A 13,942-nucleotide genomic window follows, 5' to 3' on the forward strand; every position below is an offset into this window, starting at 1 on the left:
GTTACTTGGTTCCAAACATCCGGTCGCCCGCATCGCCCAGACCCGGCATGATATAGCCTTTCGAATTCAGTTCGCGGTCCAGTGCGGCGGTGACGATGTGCACATCCGGGTGCGCCTCTTTCATGCGCGCCACACCTTCCGGCGCGGCCAACAGACAGAGAAAGCGGATATCCGTCGCCCCCGCCTCTTTCAGCAGGTCAATCGCCGCAGCCGAACTGTTGCCGGTGGCCAGCATCGGATCCACCGCGATAACCAAACGGTCCTTAAGGCTCTCGGGTGCTTTGAAGTAATACTGCACGGGCTTCAGCGTTTCTTCGTCGCGATACAGGCCGACAAAACCGACGCGCGCGGAAGGAACCAGCTCCAGCACCCCATCCAGCATCCCGTTTCCAGCGCGCAGGATCGACACCAGCGCCATTTTCTTGCCCGCCAGAATGGGGGCGTCCATTTCTTCCATCGGTGTTTCGATATGGCGCGTGGTCAACGGTATTTCGCGCGTGACCTCATAGGCCAGCAGCAGCGTAATTTCGCGCAGCAACTGCCGGAACACGGCGGTCGAGGTCCCCTTGTCCCGCATGAGCGTCAGTTTGTGTTGCACCAGCGGGTGATCGACGATGGTCAGATGTTCGCTCATGTTTTCTCCAGTCTTTTCTTGACCCGCGCACGGGTAGCGTCATCGCAAAAGGCCGCTTCCAGGGCGGTTTCGTTCAGGGCCGCAAAATCTTCGGCCTCCCAGCCGAAAGCTGCGTTCAGCATTTCATATTCCCGCCGCATGGTCGTGTGAAAAAATGGCGGGTCATCCGTTGAGACGGTGACTTTCACGCCCGCATCACGCAAGGCCGCGATTGGATGTGTCGCAAAATCCGGGAAAAGCCCCAGAACCACATTCGATCCCGGACAGACCTCCAGAGTGATGTCCCGGTCGACCAGTTCGCGAACAAGGTCCGGATCCTCGATGGCGCGAACACCGTGCCCGATGCGCTCGACCCCCAGATCACGGACGGCATCGCGCACGCTTTGAGGGCCTCCGAACTCACCGGCATGTGTCGTCAGCCGCAACCCGGCCTCGCGCGCGCAATCGAACGCCCATTTGAAATCGCCCTGAGTGCCAACGGATTCATTGCCACCCATGCCAAAACCGGTGATCCAGTCGCCCGCAGTCTCTGCCGCGCAATAGGCGCTGCGCTTGGCTTGATCGGGGCCGAAATGGCGCACACAGGTAATGACGCCGCGCAGGGTGATGTCAAACTTGCGCTCGGCCTCGTCCGCCGCGTCCTGAATGGCGTTCAGATAGTCCCGCCAGGCGTGCAGGTCGCCGCCGCCACAAAAATCGGGGCTCAGAAAAGTCTCAGAATAGACGACACCGTTTTCGGCGCTTTCTTCGAGAATGGCCAATGTCAGCCGCCGGAAGTCTTCGGGCGTCTTCAGAACTTCGCAAGCAGCTTCATACACATTTAGGAAATGCGCGAAATCGCGGAAATCATAGGATCCGTCCGGCTTGAAGATACCGCTCAGGTCCACCCGTTTTTCATGCGCAAGCTGACGAATGAACGCCGGTGGCGCGGCGCCTTCGTGATGCAGGTGCAATTCTATTTTCGGCAGATCGGCGACGCTCATAGAAAATTCCTTCCCGGCCCTTGCGCCGGAATGTTCAGGTGATGGGCGATGCTGGCGGCAATGTCGGCAAAGTCCACCTGGCCGATCTGCCCCGTGCCTGATCCGGAAATCAGAACCGGTACTTGTTCACGTGTGTGATCTGTCCCGGTCCAGCTGGGATCATTGCCATGATCGGCGGTCAACACCAACAGGTCGCCGGGGCGGAGCCGGGGCAGAATCTCGCCGATCTCGTGGTCGAACCATTCCAATGCTCGGGCATAACCACTGATATCGCGGCGGTGGCCATAAAGACTGTCGAATTCAACAAAATTGGCGAAAGTCAGGCTGCCCTCTTCGGCGTCATCCACCAGTTCTGAAAGGTGCTGCATGAGTTCAGCGTCCGACCCTTTGCGCAGCGTGTCGATACCCTGCATGGAAAAGATGTCGCCGATCTTGCCCACTGCGTGCACTTTCCGCCCGGCATCCTGCGCCCAATTGGTCAGAACCGGAGCGGGCGGCTGAATGGCGAAATCCTTTCGGTTGGTTGTCCGTCTGAAGCCCGCCTCTGGCGTGCCGACAAAGGGGCGCGCAATGACACGACCCACTTTCATCTCGTGCAAGCGCGGGGCAAGCGCGCGGCACAAACCCAGCAAACGGTCCAGCCCGAAACTCTCTTCATGGGCTGCTATCTGAAACACACTGTCGGCTGAGGTGTAGCAGATCGGCCAGCCGGTTCGCATATGCTCGGCACCCAGTTCAGCGATGATCGCCGTGCCCGAGGCATGGCAATCGCCAAGGATGCCTTCGGTCCCGGCGGCTTGGGCCGCTGCGCGGCTCAGGTCCGCTGGAAAAGCTGGAACCGTATCCGGGAAATAGTGCCAATCCCAGGGCACCGGCAGACCTGCCAGCTCCCAATGGCCCGAGGGCGTGTCTTTGCCGGGCGAATGCTCGCGCGCGCAGCCCCACAACCCATTGGCTTCGGCGTCCAATCCGGGGGTTGCGTCCCCAGACGCCAGCCGCGCAGCCGCACCCAACCCCAGCGCGTCGAGGTTCGGCAGGTTCAAAGGACCCGAGCGACCGTCTTCGGCCCGCCCTTCGGCACAGGCCTGCGCGATATGAGCCAGCGTGTTTGCCCCACTATCCGGGACGTCGCCATTGAAAAAACGATCGGCATCAGGCGCACCGCCTATTCCGACGGAATCCATGACGACGAGAAAAGCACGGCTCATACGCGAACCCTTTCGTGGATCAGATCTGGAAGCGTCGGAGCCGTATCGCTGATCTCAATCGCGCTCAGCACGGTTTCTGCGGCTCGGCGCGCGGCATCTTCCCGCGCAGCATGGATCACGGCAATCGGCGTGCCTTTGGACACGCGATCGCCAAGCCGAAGAATACTGGATATCCCGACGGCGGGGTCGATCTCGTCACTTTCGACCTGACGGCCACCGCCCAGCGCAACCACCGCAAGACCCAGAGCTTCGCCATCGACGGCCGAGATGAAGCCGTCCTGCGGGGCCGGAACCTCTTGGATGACATTCGCCTCAGGCAGGAACCGAGCCCAGGTCTCGACGAACTGAACGGGGCCACCAACCGCTGCCATCATGCGACCAAATCGCTCTGCGGCGCGTCCGTCACGGATGATTTCAAAGATTTTGTCACGCCCCTCCTCGACCGAACCGCACATTCCTGCATCGGTCAGCAAGACGCCCCCCAGCTCGGCAGAAATGTCTGCCAAAGGTGACATATCCGACGTGGTCAGCACTTTCATCACCTCAGCGATCTCCAAAGCATTCCCCAACGCCGGGGCCAAGGGTTGATTCATGTCAGTGATCACCGCCGACGTGCGACACCCTGCTGCGTTGGCGGTCTCGGTCAATGCGGTGGCCAATTTGCGGGCATCTTCCATCGTTTTCATGAAAGCGCCGCTGCCGACCTTGACGTCAAGAACCAGCGCGTCCGGGCTGGCGGCCAGCTTTTTAGACAGGATCGACGCTGTGATCAGATCCAGGCTCTCAACCGTCGCGGTCACATCCCGCACCGCATAAAGACGCTTGTCTGCGGGCGCGATCTGGCCCGTCGCCCCGACGATGGCCGCGCCGGTATCGCGCAGAATCTGCGCAAGACGGTCCTGCCCTATCTGAGTGCTGACCCCCGGGATGGCCTCAAGCTTGTCAAGCGTTCCACCGGTGTGCCCCAGGCCCCGGCCCGAGATCATTGGGACATACGCCCCACATTCCGCAAGCGCCGGGGCAAGAACCAGGCTGACACTGTCCCCGACACCACCGGTCGAGTGCTTGTCGACCACCGGTCCGTCCACATCCCAGGTCAGTACGTCACCGCTGTCGCGCATCGCGATCGTCAAATCCGCACGTCCCCGAGGGCCCAAACCGCCCATGCAGACAGCCATGGCAAAAGCCCCGGCCTGCGCGTCGCTGACGCTTCCGTCCGCAAGCCCCTGCGCAAACCAGATCAGCTCCTCGCGACCGGGCACCTCCTGCCTGCGCAGTTTTGCTATGATCGAGCGGGCATCCATGCGTTCAGACATCCTCCATATGAGACGCGTCGAATGCGCCCGGCAATAAATCCCCAATGGTTGTCTCGAATTCGGCACCGTCCACGGTTGCCAGTGTAACTTTCACATCGCGCTTGCCAAACTCGGCCAGTTTCTGGCGGCACCCACCGCAGGGCGGCACAGGCTGAGGGCTGGAGGCAACCACGTAGACCTCGGTCAGTTCCTGCTCGCCCGCAGCAACCATCGCGGCGATTGCACCGGCCTCGGCACAAGTGCCTTCGGGATATGCCACGTTCTCAACATTGCAACCGGAATAGACCTGACCCGAGGAGGATCGAAGCGCTGCGCCAACCTTGAAATTCGAATAAGGCGCATAGGCGTTTTCGCGGACTGACAAGGCAGCGTCTTTGAGCGACATGGCGATTCCCCGTTTTTTTTGATCATCTGGTCAGAAATTTGGACCGTTAAGTAAAAAGGCAGAGGAATTGAAGCCCCCAGCCAATGTTTTTCAGTCAGCCCAGTGTTGTCGTGAACGTACCGGGCAAGGTGACTTCCAGCAACTCGATGTTGTCCGAGGGCGAGGACAAGCGCGTGCGCATCCCGGGCGGGATGACAAAGGCGTCTCCCTGCTCCAGCCGATAGGGCTCGCGTCCTTCGCCTTCCAGTGTGACCGCTCCGTCCATCACGAAGGTAAAGTGAATGTCCGTATCGTGGCTGGCCCATTCGGTATCGCCCTGCCCTTTGCGAACGACCTGAACGCCTGCGACCCCTTTGGTGTTCTCGGCAATTGTCGTGTCGCGGCAGATGTAACCCGGAAGGCGGAACGGTACCCATTCGGCGTCCTTGGCCCGGTTGTAGACAAAGCGTTGTCCCTGCCATTCGCGGTCCGGGCGAAAATGCGGCGTGGGAAGCTGCATGTCATGGTCGATTTCCGTGACATGTTCCGCTGGCACACCTATCTCGATGACCTGAACATTGTCCGACGCCTCAAGCACGCGATGACGAATTTCCGGCGGCTGGATAAAGCAATCCCCTGCGGTCAGGCGCATTCTCTCTCCCTGATCCTCATAGACGACATCCACCCAGCCATGAATGCAGAATATCAGTTGGAACCCGACTTTGTGAAAATGCACCATATCGGGCACCGGGCCCCCGTCCGGGATGCGGATATGGCTGGCGATGATCGATCCGCCCAGACGATCCGGCACCAGATCGCGATAATGCATCCCCGCCCGACCGATGATCCAGGGCGCCTGATCCTTGAGCCTGCGCACCACGAAGGAATGAACTGTTTCAGGCATCACCAGCGGCGGATTTCGCTCTTCGATTTCGATCCGGGTCCCATTCGGCGCAACAAGAACGCGTTGGCCATCTGCAAAGCGTTCCGGGTCATCTGTCAGGATGCGCAATGTTCCCGGACCTTCGGGCGCGTCTTTTTCGATCCGCAACCGCAGACCGTGCCCTGAAAACACTGCGACGCGCGGATCGTCTGCGGGATAGATCATGTCCATCTGCATCCCCAACACCTTGGTATAAAAGGGGATGTCGTTTCGAATTTCCTGGGTTGGCAAACGAAATTCAGCTTGGGTCTGCGAAGGCTCGGCTGTCTTTGTCATGAGATGTCTCGTCAGATTTCGATTTTGGCCATCCGATCAGAACAGAGGCCAAAATGCCAATCGAAAACAACATCTCGAGCGTTTCTTCCATGACGAAAAGTCGCGTTTTCATAACTGTCGACAAAGCGTCGCTGTGCAGCCCGGTATATTCCTCAAGAAGCTGAGCGATGACGGCAAGACAGCCGGCCGCCATGAACGCGATCATAAAGGGAGCGCGCCGTTTGACAGCACGCCATCCCGTCGGGGCCCCATGCCAGATGACGCCGCCCAGGATAACGCAGGCCAGCAAGACCCTGACCACATTGACGTCCAGCACGACATCCAGACCGTCAAGGATCAGGAACGGCAAACTGCCTTCAGGATAAACGCCTGCTTCCAGCTCACGCTCGGCCAACAATAGGAATGTCAGCCCGATATACAGCCGGGTGACACCCGGGTATCGCCACAACGCCACCACCCCCGCAACAAACAAACAAACCGCGGAAACCGTTTCGAACAATCCGCCTTCCTGGTTGAAGAACGCTGCCTGTTCCGGCCAGATCACAATCGCACCGAGAAGCATAACTCCCGTCAACGCCGCAAACCACATGGTCAGCCGCCCAAGTCCAGTGCCGGCCCCAGGACCGTTGGACAGGCCGTGGGCCTGATCATCTGTCTTGTATGTCATTGCTGCTTCGTCTTGCCTGAGTGTTTGTGCGTTTCGCAAAGTTACCTAGATGTAAAAAAATTGTGTCAAAATTCAACCCATGTCCGGCTCGAAACTGCGACACGTCGGCATTGTTACGCAACGTAGCCAAGCTCGGACGAATAGTTTAATGTTAAATCAAATTCTCAGAGGGAACTGAATCTCCAATGTCTGACACCCCCAGCCTGCGACAGGCCGCGCTTGACTATCACGCCCATCCGAAACCTGGAAAACTCGAGATCAAGGCCACGAAACCGATGGCCAATGGTCGCGATCTGGCGCGCGCCTATTCGCCCGGCGTTGCCGAGGCCAGCCTTGAAATCAAAGCCGACGCCGCAAACGCGGAAAAGTATACGGCGCGCGGCAACCTTGTCGCCGTGGTGTCCAACGGCACTGCGGTTCTTGGTTTAGGCAACATCGGGGCGCTGGCCTCGAAACCGGTGATGGAAGGCAAAGCCGTCCTGTTCAAAAAGTTCGCAGGCATTGACTGTTTTGATATCGAAGTCGATCAGCCCGATCCGGAAAAGCTGGCGGATATCGTCTGCGCGCTGGAGCCGACATTCGGGGCCATCAACCTGGAAGACATCAAGGCGCCGGATTGTTTCATAGTCGAAAAGCTGTGCCGCGGGCGCATGAACATTCCCGTTTTCCACGATGACCAGCACGGAACCGCCATTGTCGTTGGGGCCGCTGCGAAGAATGCTCTGCATGTAGCCGGCAAGACATTTGCGGACATCAAGGTCGTATCAACCGGCGGCGGGGCCGCGGGGATTGCCTGCCTGAACATGCTGGTGAAACTGGGTGTGAAACAGGAAAACATCTGGCTGTGCGATATTCACGGGCTCGTCTACGAGGGGCGTGCCGAGGATATGAACCCGCACAAGTCGCAGTTCGCGCAGAAAACGGACTTGCGGACTCTGGATGATGTCATCGGCGATGCGGATCTGTTTCTGGGCCTGAGCGGCCCGAATGTCCTGAAGCCTGAAATGGTTCAGAAAATGGCCGATCGTCCGATCATCTTCGCACTGGCCAACCCGACGCCTGAAATCTTGCCACAAGCCGCGCGTGAGGTAGCCCCGGACGCGATCATCGCCACGGGGCGCAGCGATTTTCCCAATCAGGTCAACAACGTATTGTGTTTCCCGTTCATCTTCCGGGGCGCTCTGGATGTGGGCGCGACCGAGATCAATGACGCGATGCAGATCGCCTGCGTTGACGGCATTGCGGAAATGGCCCGCGCGACGACAAGCGCCGAGGCGGCTGCCGCCTACAAGGGCGAGCAACTGACCTTTGGGCCGGATTATCTGATTCCGAAACCTTTTGATCCGCGTTTGGTGGGCGTCGTCTCATCTTCCGTTGCCAAGGCAGCCATGGAAAGCGGCGTCGCAAAGCGCCCCATCAAGGATCTTGAGGTCTACAAGGAAAAACTCAACCAGTCTGTTTTCAAGTCGGCGCTTTTGATGCGCCCCGTATTCGAGGCCGCGGCCGTCGCATCCCGTCGCATCGTATTTGCCGAAGGCGAAGATGAAAGGGTGCTGCGGGCTGCACAGGCCATTCTTGAGGAAACAACGGAAACACCGATCCTGATCGGACGCCCCGAAGTCATCGAATCCCGGTGCGAAAAACTGGGCCTGACCATTCGCCCGGGCACGGACTGCCAGATCGTGAACCCGGAAAACGATCCGCGTTATTACGATTACTGGAGCTCGTATCATCAGATCATGCAGCGCCGAGGTGTGACCCCGGATCTGGCCAAAGCGATCATGCGCACAAATACAACCGCCATTGGCGCGATCATGGTGCATCGGGGCGAGGCTGACAGTATGATCTGCGGCACGTTCGGCGAATATCGCTGGCATCTGAACTATGTTGAACAGGTGCTGGCTGACGGCGACCTGCGCCCGCACGGCGCGTTGTCGCTGATGATATTGGAAGACGGCCCCCTGTTCATCGCCGATACGCATGTCCGGCAATTGCCGACACCGGAGGAGTTGGCCGAATCGACCATTGGCGCCGCGCGGCATGTTCGCCGATTCGGGATCGAACCCAAGATCGCGTTCTGCTCGCAGTCGCAATTCGGCAATCAGGCGGAAGGATCGGGAAAACGCCTGCGCGCCGCATTGGACATCCTGGACCAGAAACCGCGCGACTTTGTCTATGAAGGCGAAATGAACCTGGATGCGGCCCTTGATGCGGATCTTCGGGCGCGGATTTTTCCGGGTTCACGCCTGCAGGGCGCGGCAAATGTGCTGATCTTTGCCCATGCGGATGCGGCCAGCGGCGTGCGCAATATCCTGAAAATGAAAGCGGACGGGATCGAAGTCGGCCCCATTCTGATGGGAATGGGCAACAAGGCGCATATCGTCACCCCATCCATTACCGCACGCGGATTGTTGAACATGGCTGCCATCGCGGGGACGCCGGTGGCGCATTACGGGTAAGCCGGCCGCCCGACACCCTGAACCACATCCCCCGCGGGGGTGCGGTTAACACAATTCTCACACTTTGACGGCTATATGTCGTGGCATCTCCGTGGGAACCCTGGGGCACGCGGAAGAATGGCGAATTGGCATTATGCCGACTCGCCTCGGACGTGATCTTTTGCATGGTCGAGTTTGCAAGTTTGCAAAATGGCCTCTTCGGCGCAGAAAATCCAATGGTGAGAAAGAAGTTTGCAAAAATTTGCAAGCCGTTGCGCGAATTACTGCAAATATTTTGCGATAAACTGACGCGTCGTCATTTGACGCGCTTGCCCGATAGTTTTCTGGGTCCTAACACAAAGACCAAGTCGTTGTGAGGAGGACGAGATGGCGTATCAGGACGTTTATGACAGTTGGAAGAAAGACCCCGAGGCGTTCTGGATGGACGCAGCCAAGGGGATCGATTGGGTCAAAGAACCCAGCAAAGCTCTGTTCGACGACAACGCGCCCTTGTACGAATGGTTCAGCGACGCACGGGTCAATACCTGCTGGAACGCCGTGGACCGCCACGTGGAAAACGGGCGCGGCGAGCAGACCGCCATCATCTATGACAGCCCGATCACCCATACCAAGCGCGAGATTTCATATGTCGAGCTGCGCAACCGCGTGGCCAATCTTGCCGGCGCGCTGCGGGCGAAAGGCATCGAGAAAGGTGACCGCGTCATCATCTACATGCCGATGATCCCCGAAGCGCTTGAAGCGATGCTGGCCTGCGCTCGTCTGGGCGCTGTGCATTCCGTTGTTTTCGGCGGATTTGCCAGCAATGAACTGGCGGTCCGTATCGACGACGCCAAACCCAAAGCCGTCATTGCGGCGTCCTGCGGTATGGAACCTGGCCGGGTCGTGCACTACAAGCCGCTTCTGGACGGCGCCATCGAACTTGCCGAGCACAAGCCGGATTTCTGCGTCATCTTTCAGCGCGAACAAGAAGTTGCTCAGCTGATCGAAGGGCGTGACTACAACTGGCACGGGTTCCAGTACGGTGTTGAACCGGCGGAATGTGTTCCCGTCGACGGAGACGATCCGGCGTACATCCTGTACACTTCGGGCACCACAGGGGCACCCAAGGGCGTCGTGCGCCCCACTGCCGGGCATCTGGTGGCGCTGAACTGGACCATGAAGAACATCTATAACGTTGATCCCGGTGATGTATTCTGGGCGGCATCCGATGTGGGTTGGGTCGTTGGACATTCCTACATCTGCTACGCACCCCTGATCCACGGGAACACGACGATCGTGTTCGAAGGCAAACCGGTCGGCACCCCTGATGCGGGAACCTTCTGGCGTGTAATCTCGGAACATAAAGTCAAAAGCTTCTTCACCGCCCCTACGGCGATCCGTGCCGTCAAACGTGAAGATCCAAAGGGCGAATTGATCGCCAAATACGATCTGTCTCATCTGCGGGCGCTGTATCTGGCGGGCGAACGCGCTGACCCCGACACTATCATCTGGGCACAGGATGCGCTGAAGGTTCCGGTGATCGACCATTGGTGGCAGACCGAAACCGGTTGGGCCATTGCTGGAAACCCGCTGGGCATCGAAGAGCTTCCGATCAAGCTGGGTTCGCCCGCGAAACCGATGCCCGGCTATGACGTGCAAATTCTCGACGAAGGTGGCCACCCGATGAAAGCCGGCGAACTGGGGGCCATCGCGGTCAAGCTGCCGCTGCCTCCGGGCACCCTGCCGACCCTTTGGAACGCCGAGGAGCGGTTCAGGAAATCCTACCTGGAGCACTTCCCCGGGTATTATGAAACCGGCGACGCCGGAATGATCGACGAGGACGGATATCTTTATATCATGGCCCGCACCGATGATGTCATCAACGTCGCGGGCCACCGCCTGTCGACCGGGGCGATGGAAGAAGTGCTTGCCGCTCACCCGGACGTAGCCGAATGCGCTGTGATCGGTGTATCGGATCAGCTAAAGGGTCAGATGCCCGTTGGGTTCCTGTGCCTGAATGCCGGCGCTGATCGGGATCATGGCGACGTGGTTCAGGAAGTCGTCAAGATGGTGCGGGAAAAGATCGGCCCGGTGGCGGCCTTCAAACTGGCCGTCGTCGTCGACAGGTTGCCCAAGACACGTTCGGGTAAAATCCTGCGGGGTACGATGGTGTCGATTGCAGACGGTCAGGACTATAAAATGCCTGCAACGATCGATGATCCAGCCATTCTTGACGAGATCAAAGAGTCCTTGCAGACAATCGGTTACGCCAAGTAACCCGGGGGCGGCATTAGCCGCCCATTTTTTTGTCTTCTCTTGCAACCGGAAGCAGCCTCCCTACTGTCACGTTAAGACAGTGAGGACCCATGACACAAACCGATATCTGGCGTCTCAGCGCCACAGACCTGACCACCCTGACAAGACGCGGCGACCTGAGTGCGACCGAGGCGGTTCAGGCCTCGATCGAGAGAATGGATGAGGTCAACCCGGATTTGAATGCGGTGGTGGAAGACCTGCGCGAGCAGGCGTTGGAACGCGCCAGAGCGCTGGACAATGCGCGGGCTGGCGGTAAACCCACGGGTCCGCTGCATGGCGTGCCGGTCACGATCAAGGTGAATGTTGACCAAAAAGGCCACGCCACAACCAACGGTGTCGTCGCACTGAAAGATGTAATTGCACCGGATGACGCCCCGGTTGTAAGCAATCTGCAAAAGGCAGGGGCTGTTGTTGTCGGACGAACCAACACGCCCGAGTTCTCTTTCCGCGCCGACACGGACAATCCGCTGTATGGCCGTACGCACAACCCCTGGGGGCGGCATATCTCACCCGGCGGCTCTTCCGGCGGGGCTGGCGCTGCGGTCATGGCCGGAATCGGCGCGCTGGCCCACGGCAACGATATCGGCGGCAGCCTGCGCTTTCCCGCGGCGGCCAACGGAGCCGTGACGGTGAAGCCCGGGCTGGGGCGCGTCCCGGCATGGAACCCAAGCCAGAAAGCCGAACGCGGTTTGCTGGCGCAGTCGATGTCTGTTCAGGGCCTGATAACCCGGTCGGCCGCTGACCTGTATCTGTCCATGCCCAGCCTGATCGCCGCCGACGCGCGTGATCCGTTTCACGTGCCGATGCCCTGGCGTGGCCCTGCCCCCGACGCGCCCGTCAAGGTGGCCTTTACGAAAAACACATTCGGCTATGCCTTGCACCCCGAGGTCGAGAAAGCACTCGACACGGCACGAGAGGCGCTGGTTGATGCGGGATATGTGGTGCAAGAGATTGACCCGCCTGACGTTTTTGAATGCGGTCGAATCGGTTATCGTACGCTGATGGGCGAAGTGCTGACGCTTATGAAATCAGATATCGAAGCCGCTGGTTCGAAAACGATTCAGAATATCTTTGCGGTGTATTTTCAGGAATTCCCGCCAATTGTCGAAACCGAGATGGTTCGGATGCTGGCCAAACGAAGCCACTATGCGCGCGAATGGTCCCTGTTTTTGCAGGATTACCCTTTGGTGCTGTCGCCTTTCCTGCCACAACCGTTCTTCAAACCCGACCGGGACACCGAAGGCGCTGAGGGTGTGCACGAGGTTTTGGGGTGCGCCGTATATTCTTATGCGATGAACTTTCTGGGCCTGCCTGCGGCATGTGTCCCGGCCCGGCTGGCTGAATTGCCGAAGGGTCCTCAGCCGATCAGTGTTCAGATTGCCGCTCAGCGCTGGCGCGAAGATCTGGCGGTGGATGCGGCCGCGGCCATCGAGGCACGCGTGGGGCAAATGTGCCTGCCGCTTTGGGAAAAGACAGAGTTGCAGGGTGGCTGCAAAAAATAGACCCCGGGACATTGTACCCGGGGCCCGACTGCTAAAATAAGCCCGGATTTCTGATGACGAGCGTAGCACCACCCACCCTCGCCAGCGCAAAATCTGCGCAATCATTCGAATACGCCGTTCAGGTGGCCACTCACTCCCACCTTGGCGTGTTCTCCGGGCAAGTCCACACTATCCAATTATGAGCAAATCCCCTGTGAACTGCTTCACACAGGCTCAAAAAAGCTCGCAGAAACGAAAATTTATGTGAATTGTTCGGAAATCAGTCGTTCTTCCAAACCGTGCCCGGGGTCAAAAAGAATGCGGTGTGAGATCGTGGGATCGGATCGGATCTCGACCCAGTCAATGTCTGGGAAAGCTACGGAATCAGCGGCAACGATAACGGGTCGCTTGTCCGCATCCAGCACATCGAACCGTACCTTCGCGATTTTCGGCAGCAATGCACCACGCCATCGGCGGGGGCGGAATGCGGCGATCGGCGTCAACGCGAGAACGTCCGAGCCAATCGGCAGAATAGGCCCGTGTGCCGAGTAATTATACGCCGTCGACCCCGCCGCAGTGGACAGTAGCGCTCCATCGCAGACAAGTTCATCCATGCGCTCGCGGCCATCAACACTGATCTTCAAACGAGCCGCCTGTGGCCCAGCGCGCAACAGCGATACTTCGTTGATTGCCAACGCCTCGTGCAGCTTTCCGGACTGATCCATCGCCCGCATCGCCAGCGGATTGATGACCTCTTCCTCGGCATCTTCCAGGCGGGCCATCAGGTCGTCTTCGTGATACTCGTTCATCAGGAACCCGATCGTGCCACGGTTCATCCCGTATACCGGTGTATCAAGGTGCTGCATGTTGTGCAGGGTATGCAACATGAAGCCATCCCCCCCAAGAGCAACCACAACATCTGCGTCGCGGGGCGCCGCATTACCGTGTTTGGACACCAGAATATCCCGGGCCGTTTGCGCCACTTTGACCTCACTGGCAAGAAAGGCGATTCTTTTTTTCATGTTTTCCGGTTTCCGGTGCTGCACATTTGGTTCCGAAACAAACATACCTTTCCCCGATAGGCCAGTCTTGACGCCGCAGCGGGCCAAATCGTCGCTTTAAGCCTTTTGCAAATGTGGCGTTTCCGATAGGAAATCCGCAAGATTTTTACCCAGCCATGTGGAGCGCCCATGAACGCCAATCTTCGTGACACCGGATTTTTCACCCAGTCCCTTGCTGATCGTGATCCCGAGCTTTTTGGCTCGATCACGTCGGAACTGGGTCGTCAGCGCGACGAGATCGAGCTGATCGCGTCC

The 13,942-nt window shown here is 58.8% G+C and carries 12 protein-coding genes; 4 read left to right on the plus strand and 8 right to left on the minus strand.

Annotated features, from left to right (window positions below; genetic code table 11):
* Position 1: 1 nt before the first annotated feature.
* The 7 genes from upp to ACR0DJ_RS09810 form a co-directional block, all read right to left on the minus strand.
* On the minus strand, positions 2–634 hold the full coding sequence (upp, locus tag ACR0DJ_RS09780) for a uracil phosphoribosyltransferase (RefSeq protein ID WP_152457415.1): 633 nt from the start codon (positions 632–634) through the stop codon (positions 2–4).
* The gene (locus ACR0DJ_RS09785) at positions 631–1,617 is read right to left on the minus strand and encodes an adenosine deaminase (RefSeq protein WP_480684732.1); all 987 of its coding nucleotides are present in this window, start codon (positions 1,615–1,617) and stop codon (positions 631–633) included. Before ACR0DJ_RS09785 ends, upp begins: the two co-directional genes overlap by 4 nt.
* Positions 1,614–2,825, minus strand: coding sequence for a phosphopentomutase (locus tag ACR0DJ_RS09790; RefSeq protein WP_480684733.1), 1,212 nt, complete (start codon positions 2,823–2,825; stop codon positions 1,614–1,616). Before ACR0DJ_RS09790 ends, ACR0DJ_RS09785 begins: the two co-directional genes overlap by 4 nt.
* Positions 2,822–4,129: a thymidine phosphorylase gene (locus ACR0DJ_RS09795; RefSeq protein WP_425079021.1), complete on the minus strand. Its 1,308-nt coding sequence runs from the start codon at positions 4,127–4,129 to the stop codon at positions 2,822–2,824. The genes ACR0DJ_RS09790 and ACR0DJ_RS09795 overlap by 4 nt, the downstream gene beginning before the upstream one ends.
* A 4-nt stretch (positions 4,130–4,133) precedes the next feature.
* A complete protein-coding gene (locus ACR0DJ_RS09800) occupies positions 4,134–4,526 on the minus strand; it encodes a cytidine deaminase (protein ID WP_170347243.1) in 393 nt (130 codons plus the stop codon).
* A gap of 94 nt (positions 4,527–4,620) precedes the next feature.
* The gene (locus ACR0DJ_RS09805) at positions 4,621–5,724 is read right to left on the minus strand and encodes a cupin domain-containing protein (protein WP_170347244.1); all 1,104 of its coding nucleotides are present in this window, start codon (positions 5,722–5,724) and stop codon (positions 4,621–4,623) included.
* Positions 5,687–6,391 (minus strand): hypothetical protein, encoded by a 705-nt coding sequence (locus tag ACR0DJ_RS09810; protein WP_480684736.1) that lies wholly within the window; start codon positions 6,389–6,391, stop codon positions 5,687–5,689. Before ACR0DJ_RS09810 ends, ACR0DJ_RS09805 begins: the two co-directional genes overlap by 38 nt.
* Positions 6,392–6,576: 185 nt before the next feature.
* On the opposite strand from ACR0DJ_RS09810, the gene ACR0DJ_RS09815 reads away from it, so the two are divergent.
* The 4 genes from ACR0DJ_RS09815 to ACR0DJ_RS09830 all read left to right on the plus strand — a co-directional run bounded on the left by ACR0DJ_RS09815 (position 6,577) and on the right by ACR0DJ_RS09830 (position 12,647).
* Complete coding sequence (locus tag ACR0DJ_RS09815; protein ID WP_480684738.1) at positions 6,577–8,850, plus strand: NADP-dependent malic enzyme; 2,274 nt, start codon at positions 6,577–6,579, stop codon at positions 8,848–8,850.
* Between the two features lie 164 nt (positions 8,851–9,014).
* On the plus strand, positions 9,015–9,206 hold the full coding sequence (locus tag ACR0DJ_RS09820) for a hypothetical protein (protein WP_480686249.1): 192 nt from the start codon (positions 9,015–9,017) through the stop codon (positions 9,204–9,206).
* A gap of 10 nt (positions 9,207–9,216) precedes the next feature.
* Entirely contained in the window at positions 9,217–11,106 is a 1,890-nt protein-coding gene (gene prpE, locus ACR0DJ_RS09825) for a propionate-CoA ligase PrpE (RefSeq protein ID WP_480684740.1), read from the plus strand.
* An 89-nt stretch (positions 11,107–11,195) separates the two neighbouring features.
* Positions 11,196–12,647, plus strand: a complete 1,452-nt coding sequence (locus ACR0DJ_RS09830; RefSeq protein ID WP_170347248.1) for an amidase family protein — start codon at positions 11,196–11,198, stop codon at positions 12,645–12,647.
* A 239-nt stretch (positions 12,648–12,886) separates the two neighbouring features.
* Here the strand turns inward: ACR0DJ_RS09830 and ACR0DJ_RS09835 are convergent, their stop codons facing one another.
* Positions 12,887–13,648 (minus strand): NAD kinase, encoded by a 762-nt coding sequence (locus ACR0DJ_RS09835; RefSeq protein WP_254440103.1) that lies wholly within the window; start codon positions 13,646–13,648, stop codon positions 12,887–12,889.
* Positions 13,649–13,942 lie beyond the last annotated feature (294 nt).

Source organism: Ruegeria sp. BF10 (assembly GCF_056538725.1).

Bases quoted from the DNA above. Each gene is read 5' to 3' on its own strand.
- upp (WP_152457415.1), bottom strand. From the start codon at position 634: ATGAGCGAACATCTGACCATCGTCGATCACCCGCTGGTGCAACACAAA.
- ACR0DJ_RS09785 (WP_480684732.1), bottom strand. From the start codon at position 1,617: ATGAGCGTCGCCGATCTGCCGAAAATAGAATTGCACCTGCATCACGAA.
- ACR0DJ_RS09790 (WP_480684733.1), bottom strand. From the start codon at position 2,825: ATGAGCCGTGCTTTTCTCGTCGTCATGGATTCCGTCGGAATAGGCGGT.
- ACR0DJ_RS09795 (WP_425079021.1), bottom strand. From the start codon at position 4,129: ATGGATGCCCGCTCGATCATAGCAAAACTGCGCAGGCAGGAGGTGCCC.
- ACR0DJ_RS09800 (WP_170347243.1), bottom strand. From the start codon at position 4,526: ATGTCGCTCAAAGACGCTGCCTTGTCAGTCCGCGAAAACGCCTATGCG.
- ACR0DJ_RS09805 (WP_170347244.1), bottom strand. From the start codon at position 5,724: ATGACAAAGACAGCCGAGCCTTCGCAGACCCAAGCTGAATTTCGTTTG.
- ACR0DJ_RS09810 (WP_480684736.1), bottom strand. From the start codon at position 6,391: ATGACATACAAGACAGATGATCAGGCCCACGGCCTGTCCAACGGTCCT.
- ACR0DJ_RS09815 (WP_480684738.1), top strand. From the start codon at position 6,577: ATGTCTGACACCCCCAGCCTGCGACAGGCCGCGCTTGACTATCACGCC.
- ACR0DJ_RS09820 (WP_480686249.1), top strand. From the start codon at position 9,015: ATGGTCGAGTTTGCAAGTTTGCAAAATGGCCTCTTCGGCGCAGAAAAT.
- prpE (WP_480684740.1), top strand. From the start codon at position 9,217: ATGGCGTATCAGGACGTTTATGACAGTTGGAAGAAAGACCCCGAGGCG.
- ACR0DJ_RS09830 (WP_170347248.1), top strand. From the start codon at position 11,196: ATGACACAAACCGATATCTGGCGTCTCAGCGCCACAGACCTGACCACC.
- ACR0DJ_RS09835 (WP_254440103.1), bottom strand. From the start codon at position 13,648: ATGAAAAAAAGAATCGCCTTTCTTGCCAGTGAGGTCAAAGTGGCGCAA.